Origin of the sequence: Azospira oryzae (assembly GCF_004217225.1) — a bacterium.
Classification (GTDB): Bacteria; Pseudomonadota; Gammaproteobacteria; order Burkholderiales; family Rhodocyclaceae; genus Azospira; species Azospira oryzae.
This window is the reverse complement of sequence record NZ_SHKM01000001.1, coordinates 67,927-87,863: the sequence shown is the minus strand read 5'-3', so window position 1 is coordinate 87,863 and position 19,937 is coordinate 67,927. Positions and strand designations below refer to the sequence as shown.

Genomic DNA, 19,937 nt, shown 5'->3' with positions numbered 1-19,937 from the left:
TCCCCAAGGAGACAACATGACCGTCCTCACCACCGCTGCCACTGTTGCCACCCTGCTGGTGGCCCTGCTCCACGCCTACATCCTGGTGCTGGAAATGTTCTGCTGGAACACCCCGAAGGGCCGCAAGGCCTTCGGCCTGACACCGGAGTTCGCTGCCGCCACCCGGGTCCTGGCCGCCAACCAGGGCCTCTACAACGGCTTCCTGGCCGCCGGCCTGCTGTGGGGGCTGCTGCCGGGCGAGGCCGCCTTCTCTATCCGCTGCTTCTTCCTCGGTTGCGTGGTGGTGGCCGGCATCTTCGGCGCCGCCACCGCCAGCCGCCGCATCCTCTTCGTCCAGGCCCTGCCCGGGGCCCTGGCCCTGGGGCTCAATCTGTTGGCGGTACTGTAAGCCGCCCGCGCCCGGCCAGGGCCGGCGCACCAGGCCGGGTGGCCATCAGGGATTGAAGCGGGCCGCCAGGAAATCCAGGAAGGCCCGCAGCCGGGCCGAGAGATTGAGGCGGGGCGGGTAGATGGCGTAGAGGTCCGCCGGCGGCAGGGACCACTCGGCCAGCACCGCCCGCAGGCGGCCGCTCTCCAGGTACTTGGCCGCATCCCATTCGGAGCGCACCACCAGGCCCTGGCCTTCCAGGGCCCATTGCTGCACCACGTCGCCGTCGTTGCTCGACAGGCCGCCCCGCACCTTCACCGCCACGCTGTCCTTGCCCTTGGTGAAACGCCACAGGTGGTAATCCTCGTCGTTCTGGCGGTGGATGATGCAGGCGTGGCGGGCCAGTTCCTCCGGGCTTTGCGGCTCGCCGTGGGCCTCCAGGTAGAGGGGCGAGGCGCAGACGAAGCGGCGGTTGGACATGATCTTGCGCGCCGCCAGGCGGGCGTCCGGCGGCTCGCCGAAGCGCAGGCCCAGGTCGAAGCCCTGCTCCGCCAGGTTGAGGGGCCGGTCGGTGAGTTGCAGCTGCACTTCCACCGCCGGGTGCTGGCGCACGAATTCGCTCACCAGGGGGGCGATGTGGCTGCGCCCGAAGCCCAGGGTGGCGTTGATGCGCAGCCGCCCCCGGGGTGCCGCCTTGCTGCCGGCCACCTCGTTCTCCAGTTCCCTTATGTCTTCCAGGATGGTCCGGGCCCGGACCAGGAACACCTCCCCTTCGGCGGTCAGGCTCATGCGCCGGGTGGTGCGCTGCACCAGCCGCACGCCGAGGCGGGCTTCCAGCTGGGCCAGCCGCTTGCTCAGGGCTGGGGCGGTGAGGTGGAGTTCCCGGGCGGCGGCGGCCAGGCTGCCCTGGCGGGCCAGGAGAACGAAGAATTCCAGTTCGGAAGCGGTGTTCATGGGGCGCCTCTCATTGATAACTTTTGTTCATCAATGTTGTGAATATGGATCAACTATAAACTACGGAAGAGGGACTAACCTTCGTCTCGTTCGCCGCCCGACCGGCCCCTGCCAACCGCTCCGAGAAGGAAAGCCCCATGCGCATCGTCGATATCCGGGAAGTGACCCGGCCCATCTCCTCCCCCATCCGCAACGCCTATATCGACTTCTCCAAGATGACCCTGTCCCTGGTGGCGGTGGTCACCGACGTCATCCGCGACGGCAAGCCGGTGGTGGGCTACGGCTTCAACTCCAACGGCCGCTACGGCCAGGGCAGCCTGATCCGGGAACGCTTCCGTCCCCGCATCCTGGAAGCTGCCCCCGATTCCCTGCTCGACGAATCCGGCAACAACCTGGACCCCCACCAGGTGTGGGCCTGCATGATGAGCAACGAGAAGCCCGGCGGCCATGGCGAGCGCTCCGTCGCCGTGGGCACGGTGGACATGGCCATCTGGGATGCGGTGGCGAAGATCGAGGGCAAACCCCTCTACCAGCTGCTGGCCGAGCGCTACGGCAACGGCACGCCCAAGCGGGAGGTCTTCGTCTACGCCGCCGGCGGCTACTACTGGCCGGGCCAGGACCTGCAGGCCCTGAAGAACGAGATGCAGGGCTACCTGGACCGGGGCTACAAGGTGGTGAAGAAGAAGATCGGCGGCGGCAGCCTGGCCGACGATCTGAAGCGCATCGAGGCCGTGCTCTCCATCCTGCCCGCCGGCTGCAAGCTGGCGGTGGATGCCAACGGCCGCTTCGACCTGAAGACCGCTGTCGAGTACGCCAAGGTCCTCTCCCAATACGACCTGTTCTGGTACGAGGAGGCCGGCGATCCCCTGGACTACGCCCTGCAGGCCGAGCTGGCCAATCATTACCAAGGCCCCATGGCCACCGGCGAGAACCTTTTCTCCATGCAGGACGCCCGCAACCTGATCCGCTACGGCGGCATGCGCGCCGACCGGGACTGGCTGCAGTTCGACTGCGCCCTTTCCTACGGCCTGGTGGAATACCTGCGCACCCTCGACATGCTCAAGGAGCACGGCTGGAGCCCCTCCCGCTGCATTCCCCACGGCGGCCACCAGATGTCCCTGGCCATCGCCGCCGGCCTGGGGCTGGGCGGCAACGAATCCTACCCGGACCTGTTCCAGCCCTTCGGCGGCTTCCCCGATGGCGTGCAGGTCAAGGACAGCATCGTCACCCTGCCTGAACTGCCGGGCATCGGCTTCGAAGGCAAGGCCGACCTCTACGCCGAGATGAAGGCCCTGGGCGAAGCCTGAGCAGGGACCGCCGCTTGCGGGCAGCCGGCCCGGCCTACCAGCGGCGGCCAGCCCCCGGGGGTGCAGCGACTGGGGTTTGACCTAGGTGTATGCCAGCAGGGATATTTGCTACAAATACACCAGAAAATCCTCCCAGGCCGCCCCATGCCCCCTTTCACCCACGTCCCCTGCACCGGCCCCAGCGACGCCGTGGCAGAGCGCATCGCCCAGATGGCAGAGTTCCTGCCGGAAAGTCTGTGGCTGGTGGACGTGGCCTCGCGCCGGGTGATCTACGCCAATCCGGCCTACGAGAAGGTGTGGGGCGCCAGCCGGGAAAGCCTCTACCAGGACCGCCACGACTGGCTCCAGCAGGTCCATCCGGAGGAGCAGCAGCGCCTGCGGGACGCCATCCGGCGCCGCCCCCACGGCGGCCTGGACATCCGCTTCCGCATCCTCACCGAGCGGGAGGAGGTGCGCTGGCTGCACATGAAGAGCTTTGCCATCGGCGACGGCCCCCGACCCCACACCATCGGCGGCATCGCCTTCGACGTTTCCGACGTCCTGGCGGCCGAGGCCCGGGCTCACCACCTGACCCATTTCGACGGCCTCACCGGCCTGCCCAACCGCAACCAGTTCCGCGAACAGCTGGTGGAAGCCCTGCGTCACGCCGAGCGCCGGCAGAGCCAGGCCGCCCTGCTCTGTCTGGGCCTGGACGGTTTCCAGAACGTCAATGAGAACCTGGGCTACCGCATCGGCGACGCCGCCCTGGCCCAACTGGCCCAGCGCCTGCGCCGGGACCTGCGCGGCGGCGACCTGCTGGGCCGCCTGGGAGGCGACCTGTTCGGCCTGCTGCTGACGGATGAGGGCGGCCTCGACATCTCCCAGGCCGCCCGCCGCCTGATCGACCTCACCGCCACCTCCCTCGAGGTGGAGGGCAGCGACGTCTATCTGGGTGCCAGCCTGGGCATCGCCGTCTATCCCTCCGACGGCACTTCCGCCGACCAGCTGCTGTACCGGGCCGAGACCGCCCTGCACGACGCCAAGCAGCACGGCGGCGGCACTTTCCGCTTCTTCGAGGCTGCCGCCAACGAGCGCCTGCGCAGCCGCCAGCAGACGGAACAGGCCCTGCGCCTGGCGGTGCAGGAAAACCAGTTCGTCCTGCATTACCAGCCCAAGGTCAGCTGCAACAACGGCACCATCATCGGCGCCGAAGCCCTGATCCGCTGGCAGCATCCCCAGCACGGCCTCATTTCCCCCGCCGAATTCATCCAGGCCATGGAGGAAAGCGGCCAGGTGGTGGCCGTGGGCCGCTGGGTCATGCACCAGGCCTGCCTCCAGGCCAGTCGCTGGCATGCCCGGGGCCTGGGCCCGTTCTCCGTGGCCGTCAATCTCTCGGCCCGACAGCTGCGGGAGGGCAACCTGGTGCAGCAGGTGCGCCAGGTCCTGGAGGAAACCGGGCTGGCCGCCCGCTGGCTGGAACTGGAACTGACCGAATCCATGCTGATGGAGGACGTGGAGGAGACCATCGCCACCCTGGGCGAACTGCGGGCCCTGGGCGTGCGCCTGTCGGTGGACGACTTCGGCACCGGCTATTCCAGCCTCTCCTACCTGAAGCGCTTCCCCCTGGATGCAGTGAAGGTGGACCGCTCCTTCGTCCAGGACATCGTCGCCGACCCCAACGACGTCTCCATCACCCGGGCCGTCATCACCATGGCCCATGCCCTGCAGATGAAGGTCATCGCCGAGGGGGTGGAAACGGAGGCCCAGCTCGCCCTGCTCATCGCCAACCGCTGCGACGAAATCCAGGGGTATTATTTCAGCCGGCCGGTTCCGGCGGAGGAGATGGAAATCATGCTGGAAAACGGCAAGACCATCCCCGAGGATCTGATCCATCCCCGGGAAAGAAAGCGCACCCTGCTCCTGGTGGACGACGAGGAAAACATCCTCTCCGCCATGAAGCGCCTGCTGCGCAAGGAAGGCTACGACATCCGGATCGCCAGCGGCGGCGAGGAAGGCCTCAAGCTCCTGGCCGAACACCCGGTGGACGTCATCATTTCCGACCAGCGCATGCCCGGCATGACCGGGGTGGAATTCCTGCGCCGGGCCAAGGTGCTGCATCCGGAAAGCATCCGCATCGTCCTCTCCGGCTATACCGAGCTGCAATCCGTCACCAGCGCCATCAACGAGGGCGCCATCTACAAGTTCCTGACCAAGCCCTGGGACGACGAGCAGCTCAAGGAGCACATCGCCGAGGCCTTCCACCAGAAGGAACTGGCGGACGAGAACCGGCGCCTCTCCAGCGCCGTGCAGCTGGCCAACCGGGAACTCGAAAGCGCCAACGGCCGCCTGCAGCAGCTGCTGGAAGAGCGGGAGCAGCGCATCAACCGCAACGAGACGGCCCTGGACGTGCTGCACGAAGTGCTGGAAATCCTGCCCTGGCCCCTGCTCGGGGTGGACGACGAAGGCATCATCGTCACCATGAACGGCCAGGCCGAAAATCTCCTCGGTTCCCAGGGCGGGCTGCTGGGCGAGCCCCTGGACTCCGTCCTGCCCCCGGCCACCTGCGACCTGCTGCTGCGCCAGGGGGTCAAGGAAACACCCCTGCAGCTGCGCGAGCGCACCTTCCTGGCCCGCAGCCATTCCCTCGGCCTCGCCTCCGCCGGCCGGGGCCTGGCCATCACCCTGATGCCGACGAGCCCGTCATGAACCAGGAACCGCGCTGGCTGCCCCTGGCCGAGGTGATCCCCGGCACCCCCCTGGCCGCCGACCTGGCGGACGGGGAAGGCCAGTTGCTGCTCACCGCCGGCTCCCGGCTCGATGCCCACCGCCTGCAGCAGCTGGCCCGCCAGGGCATCGCCACGGTGCCGGTGCCGCCGCCCCCGCCGCCGCCCACCCCGGAGGAAATGGCCCGCCGCGAAGGGGAGGCCCGCCTGCGCATGGAGCGGCGCTTTGCCCACGCCGGACACGGTCAGGCCAGCCGGGCCCTGTTCCAGGTCCTGTTGCAGCGGCAACTGGAGATGCCCTGAGATGTCGCCCCAGGCCTGCCCTCCGCCGCCGGACCGGGACACCGTCGCCGCCCGCATCGCCGCCCTGCCCAGCCTGCCCAGCGTGGCGGCGGAGCTGCTCAGCGGCGACGCCATCGAGGAGCTGGACGTGGCGCCTCTGGCCCGGCGCATCGCCGCCGACCAGGTTCTGGCGGCCCGGGCCCTGCGGGTGGCCAACTCGCCCTTCTACGGCATGCCGGGCATGGTCGGCTCGATCCAGGAGGCCATCGTCGTGCTCGGCTTTCGCGCCGTGCGTTCCCTGGTCATTTCCGCCGCCGCCGTGCAGGCCCTCGCCAGCCTCAAGCCGGGCCGCAACTTCTCGCCCCGCACCTTCTGGCGCCATAGCGTCGGCACCGCCGTGGCGGCCCGGCACCTGGCCATGCTCAGCGGCCGCAACGCCGAGGCCGCCTTCACCGCCGGCCTGCTGCACGACATCGGCCAGCTGGTGCTGTGCGTCGCCTTCCCCCGCCACTACGCCGCCGTCCTGGCCCGCAGCCAGGGCCACGAACTGCCCCTGGTGGCCGCCGAACTGGAATACCTGGGCCTCACCCATGCCGAGGCCGGCGCCATGCTGGCCACCCGCTGGGGCCTGCCCCAGAGCATGAGGGAAGCCATCGCCCTGCATCATCAGCCCGACGAGGCCCGGGCCGACTCCCTGGTGGACCTGACCCACGTCGCCAACGTCCTGGCCCACGGCCTGGAATTTTCCACCCCCCTGGAAGAACCGGTGCCGCCCCTTTCCGACACGGCCTGGAACCGGCTCAACATCGACTGGGCCCGGCTGGCGCCGACCCTGGACCAGATCGCCAACGAGTTCGAGGATACCCTGCATGCCCTCCTTGCCTGATCCCGGTCCGGTCCCCCCCGGCCTGCCCGAGCTGCTGCACGGGGAAGTGCTGCTGCGCCACCTGCAGGTGAGCGTGGCCGACGACCAGGGCGCCATCCTCTACGTGAACGAGCGCATGTGCGAAGCCTGCGGCTACCGGCCGGATGAGCTGCTGCAGCACAACTACAGCGTGCTGGCCACCGGCCGCCATCCGCCCGAGTTCTTCGCCGAGCTGTGGCAGACGGTGCGGGCCGGCTTCGAATGGCGCGGCGAAATGTCCAACCGGCGCAAGGACGGCTCCGAATACTGGATCGAGCTGACCGTGGTGCCCCTGCCGGCAGAGGGCAACCTGCCCCGCCGCTACGTCGGCCTGGGTTCGGACATCACCCGCATCGTCGAGGCCGAGCAGCAGCTGCGCAGCAGCGAGGCCCGCTTCCGCGGCCTCACCGAAACCATCAGCGCCGCCGTGATCCTCTACAAGGGCGGCCCCATGCTCTATGTGAACCGGGCCATGGAGCGCCTCACCGGCTACAGCCGGGCCGAGCTGCTGCAGATGAGCTTCTTCGACCTGGCCCATCCCTCGGTGCGCGACCTCCTGCAGGAACGGGCCGCCGCCCGGCTGCGCGGCGAGGCCATGCCGGCCACCTACGAGGCCCCTTTCGTCACCAAGGCGGGCAAGACCATCTGGATGGAGATCACCGCCGCCCGCATCGAATACGAGGGCGGCTACGCCGGTCTCGGCACGGCCATCGACATCACCGAACGCAAGCGGGCCGAGGCGGCCCAGCGCAGCACCCAGCAGATGCTGCAGCAGATCATCGACGGCGACCCGGTGCCCACCTTCGTCATCGACGCGGAGCACCGGGTGACCCACTGGAACGCGGCCTGCGCCCTGGTCACCGGCATGCCCGGGGAGAAGATCATCGGCAGCACCCGGGCCTGGTCCGGTTTCTATGCCGAAGAGCGGCCGGTGCTGGCCGAGCTGGTGGTGGACGGCACCGCCGACAGCCGCATCACCGGCCTCTACGGCGACACCTTCCGCCGCTCCCCCATCATTCCCGGGGCCTACGAGGTGGAATCCTTCTTCCCCAATTTCGGCGACCGGGGCCGCTGGCTTTTCTTCACCGCCGCCCCCCTCAAGGATGCCCAGGGCCGCATCATCGGCGCCATCGAGACCCTGGTGGACGTGACCGAGCGCAAGGAGGCCGAGGAGGCCCTGCGCAATGCCCACGCCAAGCTGGAGATCCTGGTGGAGCGGCGCACCGCCCAGCTCTCCCTGGCCAAGCAGGCCCTGGAGGAAGACGTGCGGCGGCGGGAAGCTTCGGAGAACGAGCTGCGCCAGCGCAACGCCGAACTGCTGGAGGTGAACAAGCGCCTGCAGGAGGCCCAGGAGCAGCTGGTGCAGTCGGAGAAGATGGCCTCCATCGGCCAGCTGGCCGCCGGCGTCGCCCACGAGATCAACAATCCCATCGGCTACGTGCAATCCAACCTGTCCACCCTGGGCCGCTACCTGGAGGACATGCAGACGGTGCTCGACTCCCTGGCGACGGCGGTGGCCCAGCTGCCGTCCGAGCACCCGGCGGCCCAGGCCGTGGCCCGGGTCAAGCAGGACCTGGACTTCGACTTCCTGCTGGAGGATTTGCCCAGCCTGGTGACCCAGTCCCGGGACGGCATCGACCGGGTGCGCAAGATCGTCGCCGACCTGAAGGACTTCTCCCGTCTCGACGCCTCCCAGGACTGGCAGTGGGCCGACCTGCACCAGGGCCTGGATTCCACCCTCAACATCGTCAACAACGAGATCAAGTACCGGGCCGAGGTGGTCCGGGAATACGGCCAACTGCCGGAGGTGGAATGCCTGCCCTCCCAGCTCAACCAGGTCTTCCTCAACCTGCTGGTGAACTCGGCCCACGCCATGCCCGAGGGCCAGATGGGCCGCATCACCCTGCGCAGCGGCCACGACGAGCCGGCGCACCAGGTATGGCTGGAAGTGGAGGACAACGGCAGCGGCATCTCCCCCGAAAACATGCACCGCCTGTTCGACCCCTTCTTCACCACCAAGCCCGTGGGCAAAGGCACCGGGCTTGGCTTATCCTTGTCCTACGGCATCGTGCAGAAGCACCACGGCCAGATCACCGTCAGCAGCGAGCTGGGTAAGGGCACCACCTTCCGCATCGTCCTGCCGGTCAGCCAGCCAAAAGAGGGAGCAACCCCATGAGCGACGGCAACCTGCCCGTCCCCCCCGCCACCATCCTGTGCGTGGACGATGAGGCCAACATCCTCGCCGCCCTGCGCCGCCTGTTCCGCCCCGCCGGCTACAAGGTCCTGCTCGGCAACAGCGGCGCCGAGGGCCTGCAACTGCTGGAAGCGGAAAACGGCGAGGTGGACGTGGTCATCTCCGACATGCGCATGCCGGAGATGGACGGCGCCCGCTTCCTCGCCCAGGTCAGGGCCCGCTGGCCCAAGGCGGCGCGCATCTTGCTCACCGGCTACGCCGACATCGAATCCACCGTGGCCGCCATCAACCAGGGCGAGATCTACCGCTACATCGCCAAGCCCTGGAACGACAGCGAAGTCATGCTGACGGTGAAGGACGTGCTGGAGCGCAAGGCCCTGGAGCGGGAAAAGGCCCGCCTGGAAGAACTGACCCGGCGGCAGAACGAGGAGCTGAAAAGCCTCAACGCCAGCCTGGAGGAGAAGGTCCAGGCCCGCACCCAGGAACTGGCCCTGGCCAACGAGAAGCTGAAGACCAGCTTCATGACCTCGATCCGGGTCTTCGCCAACCTCATCGAACTGCGGGAAGGCCGCATGGCCGGCCACTCCCGCCGGGTGGCGGACCTCTCGCGCAAGACCGCCAAGCAGATGAACCTGTCGCCCCGGGACAGCCAGGACGTGTTCCTCGCCGGCCTGCTGCACGACATCGGCAAGATCGGCCTGCCCGACCACCTGCTGGCCAAGAACGAACTGCAGATGACCCCGGAGGAGCGGGGCCTGTGGCGCAAGCATCCGCTCAAGGGCGAACAGGCCCTGATGGCCCTGGAGGACCTGCGGGGCGCCGCCCGCCTGATCCGCAGCCACCACGAACGGGTGGACGGCCAGGGCTACCCCGCCGGCGAAATGGAAGGGGCCATTCCCCTGGGGGCCCGCATCCTGGCGGTGGCCAACGACTACGACGGCCTCATCCAGGGCACCCTCAACGGCAAGAAGCTGAACGAGCAGGCCGCCCTGGAGTTCATCGACAAAAGCCGGGGCCGGCGTTACGACCCGGCGGTGGTGGATGCCTTCCTGGTGGTCTGCGGCGGCATCAAGGAGCCGCCGCCGGTGGGCCTGCCCCTGCTGCCCGCCGAACTGGAGCCGGGCATGGTCCTGGCCCGGGATTTCCTCAGCCGCGACGGCATCCTGCTGCTGGCCGCCGACTATGTCCTGGATGAAAACCTGATCCGGCAGATTCGCGAATACGAGAAGAGCGAATTCGGCGGCCGCATCACCCTCCACATCCATCCACCGAAGATCGTCGATCATGAATAACCGCCCACCCCGCATCCTGCTCGTGGACGACGAGCCCGCCGTCCTGTCGGCCCTGGCCCGTCTGCTGCACCGCCAACTGCCGGCCGGCCCCGAAGTGGAAACCTTCACCTCCCCCCGGGCCGCCCTGGCGCGGGCCTGGGAAGTGCCCTTCGCCCTGGTGGTGAGCGACTACCGCATGGCCGAGATGGACGGCATCGCCTTCCTCAAGGAATTCGCCGAAATCCAGCCCCATGCCCTGCGCCTCATGCTCTCCGGCGCCGCCGACTTCGACGTGCTGGTGAGTGCGGTGAATGCCGTGGGCCTGCACCGCTACCTGATCAAGCCCTGGGACGACGAGGAGGTATGCAGTGTGCTGCAGGGCGCCTATGCGGAATTCGGCCGCCAGGAGGCGGACCGCCAGCTGGCCCTGGAACGGCAGCGGCAGCTGGGCCAGCTGAGCCCGGAGGAAATCGAACGGCGCCGCCTGGAGGCGGAGGAACCGGGCATCACCCGGGTCAACTGGGGCCCCGACGGGGCCATCCATCTCGACGATTGAAGGGGCCGCCGCCATGCACCCCCTGCTCGAACGCCAGATTCGCCGCCACCTGGGCGAACACCCGGAAACGGTCCTGCCGCCCCCGGGCGATGCGGCCTGGGAGCACCTGTTCAACGCCATCGGCGAATCCTACGAGCAGCTGGACCGGGACCTGCTGCTGCGGGAACAGGCCCTCAACCTCACTTCGGAAGAACTCAACCGGCGCAACGACGACCTGCGCCGGGAACTGGCCGAGCGCACCGAGACGGAAGAGGCCCTGCAGCGGGAAAAAGGCGAGCAGGCGGCCCTCATCACCCGGCTCGAGGATGCCAAGCGGCAGCTCCTGTATTCGGAAAAAATGGCCTCCATCGGCCAGCTGGCGGCGGGGGTGGCCCACGAGATCAACAACCCGGTGGGCTTCGTGCAGTCCAACATCAACACCCTGGCCGGCTACGTGGAGGACCTCTTCGCCCTCACCGACCTGCTGGAGGAAGTGGCCGCCGGCCTGCCCGACGATTCGCCCCTGGGACGGAAGATCCGGGAAAGCTGCGAGCGCTACGACCTGGAATTCCTGCGGGAAGACGTGCCCAAGCTGCTCAGCGAATCCCGGGACGGGGTCAGCCGGGTGCGCAAGATCGTGCAGGACCTGCGGGACTTCTCCCACCCGGACGAAGGCAAGTTCGCCTGGATCGACCTCAACCCGGGCATCGTCTCCACCCTCAACATCGTCAACAACGAGCTGAAGTACAAGGCCGAGGTCATCACCGAGCTGGGGGAACTGCCCTTGATCGAGGCCAACCAGAACCAGCTCAACCAGGTCTTCCTCAACCTGCTGGTGAATGCGGCCCACGCCATCAAGGACAAGGGCGTCATCAACGTGGCCACGCGCCACCTGCCGGAAAGCGGGGAGGTCTGCATCAGCATCGCCGACACCGGTGCCGGCATCCCGCCGGAAAACCTGAAGCGCATCTTCGACCCCTTCTTCACCACCAAGCCGGTGGGCAAGGGCACGGGTCTGGGCCTCTCCCTCTCCTACGGCATCGTGCAGAAGCACCACGGCCGCATCGAGGTGGACAGCCAGGAGCGGGCGGGCACCCTGTTCCAGGTCTTCCTGCCCATCCACCAGCCGGCGGCAGAGGCCAGCGCCGCCGGGCAGCAGGCCTGATCAGCCCTTGCTCTTGGCTTCCAGCTCTTCCCAGCGTTCCAGCAGGAGCAGCAGTTCCTCGTCGATCTCCCCCAGTCTGGCGGAGCAGCGCTGGGCTTCCTGGGGGTCCCGCTGGTACAGGCCCGGGTCTTCCAGGCGCTGGCTGAGGCCGGCCTGCTCCGCCTCCAGGGCGGCAATGCGGTCGGGCAGGGTTTCCAGTTCCTTGTTTTCCTTGTAGCTGAGCTTCACCGGCTTGGCTTTGGCGGCCTTGTCCTCCTTCGGCGCCGCCGCCTTCTCTTCCCTGGCCTGGGCCTTGGCCGCCTGGCTTTCCTCCGCCTGGCGCCTCTGCTGGTAGGCAAACCAGTCGCTGTAGCCGCCAGCGTATTCGTGCCACACCCCGTCGCCTTCGGCGGCGATGGTCTGGGTCACCACGTTGTCGAGGAAGGCCCGGTCGTGGCTGACCAGGAACAGGGTGCCCGGGTAGTCCTGCAGCAGCTGCTCCAGCAGCTCCAGGGTTTCGATGTCCAGGTCGTTGGTGGGTTCGTCCAGCACCAGCACGTTGGCGGGGCGGGCGAAGAGGCGGGCCAGCAGCAGGCGGTTGCGCTCGCCGCCGGAGAGGGACTTCACCGGCGAACGGGCCCGCTGGGGCGCGAAAAGGAAATCGCCCAGATAGCTGATGACGTGCTTTTTCTCGTTGCCGATTTCCACGTAGTCGGAGCCCGGGGAGATGACGTCGGCCAGGGCCGCCTCCTCATCCAGCTGGCTGCGGAACTGGTCGAAATAGGCCACCTCCACCTTGGTGCCCTGGCGCACGCTGCCCTCGTCGGGCTGCAGCTCGCCCAGGATGAGGCGCAGCAGGGTGGTCTTGCCGGCGCCGTTGGGACCGATGAGGCCGATCTTGTCGCCGCGCATGAGGCGGGTGGAGAAGTCGCGGACGATGGTGCGCTCGCCGTAGCGCTTGGTCACATGGGTGAGTTCGGCCACCAGCTTGCCGCTCTTCTCCCCCGAGTCCAGGGCCAGTTCCACCTTGCCCTGGCGCTCGCGCCGGGCCGCCCGCTCGCGCCGCAGCTGCTCCAGGCGCAGCACCCGGCCTTCGTTGCGGGTGCGCCGGGCCTCCACGCCCTTGCGGATCCACACTTCTTCCTGGGCCAGGAACTTGTCGAACTTGGCGTTCACCACTGCCTCGTCGGCCAGCATGCGTTCCTTACGCTCCTGGTAGGTGGCGAAGTTGCCGGGAAAGCTCACCAGCTGGCCCCGGTCCAACTCCACGATGCGGGTGGCCAGGCGGTTGAGGAAGGCCCGGTCGTGGGTGATGAAGAGCAGGGTGACGTTGGCTTCGAGGAGCAGGTTTTCCAGCCAGGCGATGGCGCCCACGTCCAGGTGGTTGGTGGGTTCGTCCAGCAGCAGCACTTCCGGCGCCACGGCCAGGGCCTGGGCCAGGGCCAGGCGCTTCTTCTGGCCGCCGGAAAGGCCGCCCACCCGGGCCTCCGGGTCCAGGGAAAAACGCTGGATGGCAGCTTCGGCCTGGGCATTGACGGCCCAGGCGCCGCGGGCCTCCAGGTCGGTCTGCAACTGGTGCAGGCGGGCCAGCAGGACCTCATGGTCGGCCCCCTCTTCCGCCAGGCGGTGGGACACCTCATGGTATTCGGCCAGCAGGGCCGAGGTGTCGCCCATGCCGCCGACCACGGCCTGGAACACGCTCTGTTCCGGATCGAAGGGCGGCTCCTGGGGCACGTAGCCGATGCGGGCGCCGGGCTGGCGCCACACCTCGCCGTCGTCCAGGCCGCCCTGGCCGGCCAGGGCCTTGAGCAGGGAGGACTTGCCGCAACCGTTGCGGCCGATCAGGGCCACCCGTTCCCCCGGGTCCAGCTGGAAGTCGGCGTGGTCGAGCAGGGGCACGTGGCCAAAGGCAAGGCAGGCGGATTTGAGTTGCAGGTAGGGCACGGAAGGCAGCCGGTGGAAGCAAAGGCCGCTATTGTAGCCTCCCCCGCCGCGGGCCAGTCCCCGGGCTTGCCCGGCGGGGCGCCGCCGCCTTAAGCTTGGCCCCATGAAACCTGCCAGCCACCCCACCGCCCTGCGCCTGCAGGCCCTGCTCCAGGCCGCCGGCCACGACGCCGCCGTGGTCGAGTTCGACCAGCCCACCCGCACCAGCGCCGAAGCCGCCCAGGCCATCGGCTGCAGCGTGGCGGAAATCGCCAAGTCCGTGGTCTTCCGCCGCCGCAGCGACGGCCGCGCCGTGGTGGTGGTGACCTGTGGCGACCAGCGGGTCAGCGAGAAGAAGGTCAAGGCCCTGGTGGGCGGCCCCATCGAGCGGGCCGAGGCGGAATTCGTGCGCCAGGCCACCGGCTATGCCATCGGCGGCGTCTCGCCCCTGGGCCAGCCCGGAGAGGTGATCCTGCTGCTGGATGGTCTCTTGCAGCGCTTTGCCACCGTCTGGGCCGCCGCCGGCACGCCCTTCTCCGTCTTCCCCCTGGCCCCGGCCGACCTGCAGCGCCTCACCGGCGCGCCCTGGGCCGACGTGCACCAGGAAGCGCCGGCCGCCTGAGCCGCCAAAAAAAAAAGCCCGGCTGGTTTCCCCGCCGGGCCGCCATGGACGGGCTGAGCCGCCTTAGACCTTGAAGCGCTGCAGGGCCATCTGCAGTTCCTGGGCCAGGGTCTGCAGGTTGCGGGCGTACTCGGTGTTCTGGGTGGAGGTGGCGCTGCCCTCTTCCGCCATCTGGGCGATCTGCTCAACCAGACGGGCGATTTCCTGGCTGACCACGCTCTGCTCCCGGGTGCTGTCGGCGATGTCGCGCACCGTGCTGACCGACTTCTCGGTATTGGCATCGATGACCTGCAGGGCCTCGCCGGCCTCCCGGGCCATTTCCACGCCGGCTTCCACCTGACGGCTGACCACCTGCATGCCGGCCACGGCGCTCTGGGTCTCGCCGGTGATGGCGGCGATGGTGTCGGCAATTTCCTGGGTGGAGGAACTGGTGCGCTCGGCCAGCTTGCGCACTTCGTCGGCCACCACGGCAAAGCCCCGGCCCTGTTCCCCGGCCCGGGCCGCCTCGATGGCGGCGTTCAAGGCCAGCAGGTTGGTCTGGTCGGCGATTTCCTTGATCACGCCGACGATGCCGGAAATCTGCTGGGAGCGCTCGCCCAGGCTGTGGATGACCTCGGCGGAGCGGCCGATTTCGCCGGCGATGCGTTCCATTTCCTCCACCGTCTTCTGCACGATGCTGCGGCCCCGATGGGTGGATTCGGCGGCTTCCTCGCCCACCTGGGCGGCGTCGCCGGCGCTGGCGGCCACGTGGGAAATGCTGACGGACATCTGCTCCACCGAGGCGGCCATGCCGGAGGCGGACTGGGACTGCTGCTCCGCCGCGTCCATGGCCTGGTGGGAGGCATTTTCCACTTCGGAGGCGGCCGCATTGACGCGACCGGCGGCGGCGGAAATCTCGCCCACCAGGCTGCGCACATTGGCCGCGGTCACGTTGAGGGAGTGCCCCAGGCGCTGCACCTCGTTGCCGCTGTTGCCGTCCGCATCGCGCACGCTGATGGTCAGGTCCCCGGCGCCGAGGCGGTCCATCTGCACCATGAACTCGGACAAGGGCTTCAGGCGCACATTGACCAGGAAGAAGATCACGGCACAGGAAAGCAGGGCCGCGACGATGCTGGAAATGACCAGGAAATTGCGCAGCTTCATGCTCTCGGCGAGGAACTCGTCCTCCCAGGAGGCGCCCACCAGACGCCAGCCCCAGCGGGAGGAGGTGCCGGCCACGCCCAGCTTCTTGCGCATCTTGCCGTTGGCGTCCTTCATCTCGTAGGTGAGCAAACCGTCGGGGCCGGCCACGGCCTTGGCGATGCTGTCCCGGGTCTCCCCGTCCATGCCTTCCAGGGTCTTGCCGGCCAGGGTGGGGTGGGCCACGAACTCCACCAGGGTCTTGTCGTCCTTGGTCTGGCGGGCGATATAGACGTAACCGGTATCGGCCACCTTGACCTTGCCGAAGAGGGCCCGGACATCCCGCAGTTCGCTGTCCAGCTTGATGCGCACGGAAATACCGCCGTAGACCTTGCCCTCCGCCGTCTTCAGCGCCTTCACCGTGCTGAAGTAATAGGTGCCGTTGCGGATGGCCAGGCCACCGTAGTCCTTACCCTGCAGGATGGCGTCGGCCACCGGGTCGCCGGCCTTGATTTCGGTGCCGTCCTGATAGACACCGTCCTTCTTCAGCAGGGTGGCGGCCCGGTACAGCTTGCCTTCATGCACGGCCAGAACGGCCGCATCCTCGCCGGTCAGTTCCTGGAAGGCCAGCAGTATCTTGCGGTTGCCGTTGAGCACTTCGCCGCCGGCCCGGATCACCGGCAGATCCACATTGCCGGTGCGGACCATGCCCGAGCCCAGGTTGAAATCGCCGGGCAGCTGGCGACGGAAGAAATTCATTTGCCGCTCGCCCCGGGCCAGAACGCTGTCGAAGACGCTGTCCAGGGTGTCCTGCAGGATACTCATCTGCTGTTTCAGGTCGGATTCGGCCAGGGCCACCGCCGAGCGGGAAGCCATGGAGGTGGCCATGACGGTCATGGCAGTAAAGATAAGGAGTAGAAGGGAAGCCGCGACAATGATGATCTGTCGGGCGATGGGCAGTTTGCGGTATAGGTCGAGCATATTGAACCCCTTGTTTATTATTGGTTGGCTACCCGCCAGGCGGGATGGCTGTGTGCCGGGGCCAGCTCACCGCCGCGGCATGTTTCAATATTATTAATCCCTGCTTTACTAAAGTAATACAACTATTTCACGCTATGACCTATGGCGAACCCCGGACCTGGCCCCCGGGAAAACCCTGGCCTGGGGCGCGGCTGGCGGCAGCCGGAGGCTGCGCGTACAATACGCGCCCGCGGCTGTCTCCGTAGTTAAATGGATATAACTTTCCCCTCCTAAGGGAAGATTAGTGGTTCGATTCCACTCGGGGACGCCAGTCCCGCCGCCCTACTCCGTAGCACTCCCCACCTAGCCCGTCCCGCCTCGTTCTGCGGCAATCCTGGGCCAGACTCCCTGCTAGCGCTTGTCCCCAGGCCATCCCGGCCTGAAACCCAGTATTGGCGCGCCCGCCGGCCTTGCACCGGCGGGAATGTCCGTCCTGCCTGCCCCGGCGGGCAGGCCTTCAGCCGGCCCAGGCCCGGGCCGCGATCTCCAGGGAGCACAGGCGCAGGGCCGGCTCGAACACGTCGCACACCAGCATCAGCTCGTCGGCCCCGGTGCGAGCCTGCAGGGCGGCCAGGCCCCGGGCCACGGTTTCCGGCCCGCCCACCACGGCGACGCCGAGGAAGCCGTTGATGGCGTCCCGCTCGTGGGCATGGAGGCTCTCCATGAAACCCTCCCGGGGCGGCGGCAGGCCGGCCCGGTCGCCGCGCAGGATGCCCAGCACCCGCTGCCGGCTGCTGCTGGCGAGGAAATCGGCGGCGGCGTCGTTCTCCGCCGCCACCAGGGGCACGCCCACCATGACGTGGGGCCGGCGCAGGGCGGCGGAGGGCTGGAATTCGTGGCGGTAGAGGGCCACCGCCTGGTCCAGCATGGCCGGGGCGAAGTGGGAGGCGAAGGCATAGGGCAGACCCCGGGCCGCCGCCAGGCGGGCGGCGAAGAGGCTGGAGCCGAGCAGCCAGATTGGCACCTGGGTGCCGGCCCCGGGCACAGCCACCACGGCCTGGCCCGGCTGCAGCGGACCCAGCAGGCGCTGCAGCTCGGCCACCTCCCGGGGGAAGTCGGCCTCCGTTTCCACCCGGTCCCGGCGCAGGGCACGCATGGTGGTCACGTCCGTACCGGGAGCCCGGCCCAGGCCCAGGTCGATGCGGCCCGGATAGAGTTCGGCCAGGGTGCCGAAGGCTTCGGCCACCACCAGGGGCGCGTGGTTGGGCAGCATGATGCCGCCGGCCCCGACCCGGATGCGGGAGGTGGCGCCGGCGATGTGCCCCACCAGCACGGCGGTGGCGGAGCTGGCGATGCCCGGCATGTTGTGGTGCTCGGCCAGCCAGTAGCGGGTGAAGCCGAGGGCTTCCACATGACGGGCGGTGTCCCGGGCGATGGCCAGGGCCTGGGCGATGCTGCCCCCTTCCCGCACCGTCACCAGATCGAGCAGGGAGAGGGAGGCCTTGCTTGTGGTGGTCATGGATTTTTTCCTTCCGGTCCCGCCGCCGGGACCACGATGGGATTGCGTTTGCTGGCCAGCCAGCCGAAGAAGGAGAGCAGGGCCAGGCCGCCGCCGATGAGCAGGATGCCCGCCACCTCGCTGGCCTGGAAGGCCTCGCCGAAGGTCAGGCGGGAGGAAAGGATGGCCACCACCGGGGTGCCCAGCACCGAGAGGCTTGCCTCCCAGGCCGGCACCCGGTCCAGGATGTAGATCCACAGCCACCAGCAGAGGGCCGTGCTGGCCACGGACATGAACATGAGGATGCCGACGTAGGACAGGTTCCAGTCCGTCGGGTGTTCGGGAACGACCAGGGCCAGCAGGGTCAGGGGCACGGCGCCGATGATCATCTGCCAGGTGGTGAGCACCAGCAGGTCCACCGGCTGGGCGCCGCGCAGGCGCTTGATGAGGATGGTGCCGACGGCCCAGCAGAGGGCGGCCATGAGGCCGAGGAACTTGCTGAAGAGGCTGGAGTGCATGTCCCAGGGCGCGATGATGAGCAGAAGGCCGGCCAGGGTGCTGCCGGCGGCCAGCCACTGCTTGCCCCGTACCCGCTCGCCCAGGATGGGCCAGGCCAGCAGCAGAGTCCAGATGGGCATGGTGAAGATGAGCACGGCGGTCTTGCCCGGCCCCCCTTCCACCAGGGCCCAGGTCTGGAAGACCATGAAGCCGGCCACCTGGGTCAGGCCGATGGCCAGGGTCTGGCCCGGGGCCACCAGCTGGAGGGGCTTGCCCAGCAGGCGCAGCACCACCACCAGGGCCAGGGCGGCGCCGATACATCGCTCCGCGGCGAAGGCGAAGGGGGCGGCATGGGCCAGGCCCTGCTTGGCCAGGACCCAGGTATAGCCCCAGGTGAGGGAAAGGACGACCAGGGCCAGGAGCGGCAGCCAGCGGCGATAGGCGTTCATGGAAATTCCGTCAAAAGGATGAAGGCGCCGCGATGGCCGAAGCCGCCGCGGCGTGGGTAGGGCTGTCGCTCAGGCCAGGGCCGGGTAGTCGGTGTAACCCTCGGCGCCGCCGCCGTACAGCTTGTCGGCCCGCAGTTCGTTGAGGGGGGCGCCGCTCTTGAGGCGGCGGGGCAGGTCCGGGTTGCTGATGAAGGGCCGGCCGAAGGCCACCAGGTCGGCATGGCCACTGGCCACCGCCGCTTCGGCGCTGGCGCCGCTATAGCCGTTGTTCACCATCCAGGTGCCGCCGAAGGCCCGGCGCAGGGCCTCGTAGTCGAAGGCGGGAGCGCCTTCGGGCTGGCGCGGGCCGCCGGTCTCGCCTTCGATGACGTGCAGGTAGGCCAGGCCCAGGGGCGCCACCTGTTCCACCACATAGCCGTAGAGGGCCTGGGGATTGCTGTCCAGGGGCGCAGCAAAGGTGGTGAGGGGGCTCAGGCGCAGGCCGGTGCGGCCGGCGCCGATTTCCCCGGCCACGGCCCGCACCACTTCCAGCAGCAGCCGGGCCCGGTTGGCGATGGAGCCACCATAGGGGCCGCTGCGGTCATTGACGCTGTCGCGCAGGAACTGTTCCAGCAGGTAGGTGTTGGCGCCATGCACTTCCACCCCGTCGAAGCCGGCGGCGATGGCGTTGCGGGCAGCCTGGCGGTAGTCCTCCACCAGGGCCGGCAGTTCCTCGTCGGCCAGGGCACGGGGCACGGACACGTCCACGAAGCCTTCCTTGGTGAAGGTCTTGGTGGGGGCCGGACGGGCGGTGGAGGAGACCGGAGCGGCGCCGCCGGGCAGCAGGGAGGAGTGGGAGATGCGGCCCACGTGCCACAGCTGCAGGACGATGCGGCCGCCGGCGCCATGGACGGCGTCGGTCACCTGGCGCCAGGCCGCCACCTGCTCCTCGCTGTAGATGCCCGGGGTGTCCAGGTAGCCCTGGGCCATGGGGCTGATGGGGCTGGCCTCGGCGATGATGAGGCCGGCACTGGCGCGCTGGCGGTAGTACTCCACCGTCAGGGGGCCGGGCTTGTTGCCGGCGATGGCCCGGTTGCGGGTCAGGGGGGCCATGACGATGCGGTTGGCCAGGGAAATGTCGCCGACGGTGACGGGATCGAACAGGGAAGGCATGGATTGGCTCCTCGAAAAGGATGTTGCTGATTAGACCGGTCGTCTATGACTGCGAA

At 68.4% G+C, this 19,937-nt stretch carries 16 protein-coding genes and 1 tRNA gene; 11 read left to right on the top strand and 6 right to left on the bottom strand.

What is annotated here, in order from left to right; genetic code table 11:
* The first annotated feature begins 16 nt into the window (after positions 1-16).
* Positions 17-388 (top strand): DUF1304 domain-containing protein, encoded by a 372-nt coding sequence (locus tag EV678_RS00415; RefSeq protein WP_130458111.1) that lies wholly within the window; start codon positions 17-19, stop codon positions 386-388.
* Positions 389-433: 45 nt separating this feature from the next.
* Here EV678_RS00415 and EV678_RS00410 read toward each other — a convergent pair whose 3' ends face one another.
* Entirely contained in the window at positions 434-1,321 is an 888-nt protein-coding gene (locus EV678_RS00410; protein WP_130458110.1) for a LysR family transcriptional regulator, read from the bottom strand.
* A 137-nt stretch (positions 1,322-1,458) separates the two neighbouring features.
* On the opposite strand from EV678_RS00410, the gene EV678_RS00405 reads away from it, so the two are divergent.
* The 8 genes from EV678_RS00405 (at position 1,459) to EV678_RS16530 (ending at position 11,681) form a co-directional block, all read left to right on the top strand.
* A complete protein-coding gene (locus tag EV678_RS00405) occupies positions 1,459-2,628 on the top strand; it encodes a mandelate racemase/muconate lactonizing enzyme family protein (RefSeq protein ID WP_130458109.1) in 1,170 nt (389 codons plus the stop codon).
* 144 nt (positions 2,629-2,772) lie between these two features.
* Positions 2,773-5,313: an EAL domain-containing protein gene (locus EV678_RS00400; protein ID WP_130458108.1), complete on the top strand. Its 2,541-nt coding sequence runs from the start codon at positions 2,773-2,775 to the stop codon at positions 5,311-5,313.
* A complete protein-coding gene (locus EV678_RS16005; protein WP_014236962.1) occupies positions 5,310-5,633 on the top strand; it encodes a hypothetical protein in 324 nt (107 codons plus the stop codon). The genes EV678_RS00400 and EV678_RS16005 overlap by 4 nt, the downstream gene beginning before the upstream one ends.
* 1 nt (position 5,634) lies before the next feature.
* Entirely contained in the window at positions 5,635-6,498 is an 864-nt protein-coding gene (locus EV678_RS00395; RefSeq protein ID WP_014236961.1) for an HDOD domain-containing protein, read from the top strand.
* Positions 6,482-8,692, top strand: coding sequence for a PAS domain S-box protein (locus EV678_RS00390; RefSeq protein WP_130458106.1), 2,211 nt, complete (start codon positions 6,482-6,484; stop codon positions 8,690-8,692). Before EV678_RS00395 ends, EV678_RS00390 begins: the two co-directional genes overlap by 17 nt.
* Complete coding sequence (locus EV678_RS00385) at positions 8,689-10,002, top strand: response regulator c-di-GMP phosphodiesterase, NosR family (RefSeq protein ID WP_130458105.1); 1,314 nt, start codon at positions 8,689-8,691, stop codon at positions 10,000-10,002. The genes EV678_RS00390 and EV678_RS00385 overlap by 4 nt, the downstream gene beginning before the upstream one ends.
* Positions 9,995-10,537, top strand: coding sequence for a response regulator (locus EV678_RS00380; RefSeq protein WP_130458104.1), 543 nt, complete (start codon positions 9,995-9,997; stop codon positions 10,535-10,537). Before EV678_RS00385 ends, EV678_RS00380 begins: the two co-directional genes overlap by 8 nt.
* Positions 10,538-10,550: 13 nt before the next feature.
* Complete coding sequence (locus EV678_RS16530) at positions 10,551-11,681, top strand: ATP-binding protein (protein WP_130458103.1); 1,131 nt, start codon at positions 10,551-10,553, stop codon at positions 11,679-11,681.
* Here the strand turns inward: EV678_RS16530 and EV678_RS00370 are convergent, their stop codons facing one another.
* A complete protein-coding gene (locus EV678_RS00370) occupies positions 11,682-13,604 on the bottom strand; it encodes an ATP-binding cassette domain-containing protein (protein WP_130458102.1) in 1,923 nt (640 codons plus the stop codon).
* Positions 13,605-13,707: 103 nt separating this feature from the next.
* Between EV678_RS00370 and EV678_RS00365 the strand changes: the two genes are divergently transcribed.
* Positions 13,708-14,205, top strand: coding sequence for a YbaK/EbsC family protein (locus EV678_RS00365; RefSeq protein ID WP_130458101.1), 498 nt, complete (start codon positions 13,708-13,710; stop codon positions 14,203-14,205).
* Positions 14,206-14,268: 63 nt separating this feature from the next.
* Here the strand turns inward: EV678_RS00365 and EV678_RS00360 are convergent, their stop codons facing one another.
* Positions 14,269-16,305, bottom strand: coding sequence for a methyl-accepting chemotaxis protein (locus tag EV678_RS00360; protein WP_130458100.1), 2,037 nt, complete (start codon positions 16,303-16,305; stop codon positions 14,269-14,271).
* Between the two features lie 235 nt (positions 16,306-16,540).
* Between EV678_RS00360 and EV678_RS00355 the strand changes: the two genes are divergently transcribed.
* Positions 16,541-16,615 (top strand) — tRNA-Arg (locus EV678_RS00355).
* A 186-nt stretch (positions 16,616-16,801) separates the two neighbouring features.
* Here the strand turns inward: EV678_RS00355 and EV678_RS00350 are convergent.
* The 3 genes from EV678_RS00350 to EV678_RS00340 all read right to left on the bottom strand — a co-directional run bounded on the left by EV678_RS00350 (position 16,802) and on the right by EV678_RS00340 (position 19,881).
* Positions 16,802-17,803, bottom strand: coding sequence for an LLM class flavin-dependent oxidoreductase (locus tag EV678_RS00350; RefSeq protein WP_130458099.1), 1,002 nt, complete (start codon positions 17,801-17,803; stop codon positions 16,802-16,804).
* The gene (locus tag EV678_RS00345) at positions 17,800-18,729 is read right to left on the bottom strand and encodes a DMT family transporter (protein ID WP_130458098.1); all 930 of its coding nucleotides are present in this window, start codon (positions 18,727-18,729) and stop codon (positions 17,800-17,802) included. The genes EV678_RS00350 and EV678_RS00345 overlap by 4 nt, the downstream gene beginning before the upstream one ends.
* A 69-nt stretch (positions 18,730-18,798) precedes the next feature.
* The gene (locus EV678_RS00340) at positions 18,799-19,881 is read right to left on the bottom strand and encodes an alkene reductase (protein ID WP_130458097.1); all 1,083 of its coding nucleotides are present in this window, start codon (positions 19,879-19,881) and stop codon (positions 18,799-18,801) included.
* Between the last annotated feature and the right edge of the window lie 56 nt (positions 19,882-19,937).

Excerpts from the sequence above, each read along its gene's own strand:
- EV678_RS00415 (WP_130458111.1), top strand. The coding sequence starts at position 17 with ATGACCGTCCTCACCACCGCTGCCACTGTTGCCACCCTGCTGGTGGCC.
- EV678_RS00410 (WP_130458110.1), bottom strand. The coding sequence starts at position 1,321 with ATGAACACCGCTTCCGAACTGGAATTCTTCGTTCTCCTGGCCCGCCAG.
- EV678_RS00405 (WP_130458109.1), top strand. The coding sequence starts at position 1,459 with ATGCGCATCGTCGATATCCGGGAAGTGACCCGGCCCATCTCCTCCCCC.
- EV678_RS00400 (WP_130458108.1), top strand. The coding sequence starts at position 2,773 with ATGCCCCCTTTCACCCACGTCCCCTGCACCGGCCCCAGCGACGCCGTG.
- EV678_RS16005 (WP_014236962.1), top strand. The coding sequence starts at position 5,310 with ATGAACCAGGAACCGCGCTGGCTGCCCCTGGCCGAGGTGATCCCCGGC.
- EV678_RS00395 (WP_014236961.1), top strand. The coding sequence starts at position 5,635 with ATGTCGCCCCAGGCCTGCCCTCCGCCGCCGGACCGGGACACCGTCGCC.
- EV678_RS00390 (WP_130458106.1), top strand. The coding sequence starts at position 6,482 with ATGCCCTCCTTGCCTGATCCCGGTCCGGTCCCCCCCGGCCTGCCCGAG.
- EV678_RS00385 (WP_130458105.1), top strand. The coding sequence starts at position 8,689 with ATGAGCGACGGCAACCTGCCCGTCCCCCCCGCCACCATCCTGTGCGTG.
- EV678_RS00380 (WP_130458104.1), top strand. The coding sequence starts at position 9,995 with ATGAATAACCGCCCACCCCGCATCCTGCTCGTGGACGACGAGCCCGCC.
- EV678_RS16530 (WP_130458103.1), top strand. The coding sequence starts at position 10,551 with ATGCACCCCCTGCTCGAACGCCAGATTCGCCGCCACCTGGGCGAACAC.
- EV678_RS00365 (WP_130458101.1), top strand. The coding sequence starts at position 13,708 with ATGAAACCTGCCAGCCACCCCACCGCCCTGCGCCTGCAGGCCCTGCTC.
- EV678_RS00360 (WP_130458100.1), bottom strand. The coding sequence starts at position 16,305 with ATGCTCGACCTATACCGCAAACTGCCCATCGCCCGACAGATCATCATT.
- EV678_RS00350 (WP_130458099.1), bottom strand. The coding sequence starts at position 17,803 with ATGACCACCACAAGCAAGGCCTCCCTCTCCCTGCTCGATCTGGTGACG.
- EV678_RS00345 (WP_130458098.1), bottom strand. The coding sequence starts at position 18,729 with ATGAACGCCTATCGCCGCTGGCTGCCGCTCCTGGCCCTGGTCGTCCTT.
- EV678_RS00340 (WP_130458097.1), bottom strand. The coding sequence starts at position 19,881 with ATGCCTTCCCTGTTCGATCCCGTCACCGTCGGCGACATTTCCCTGGCC.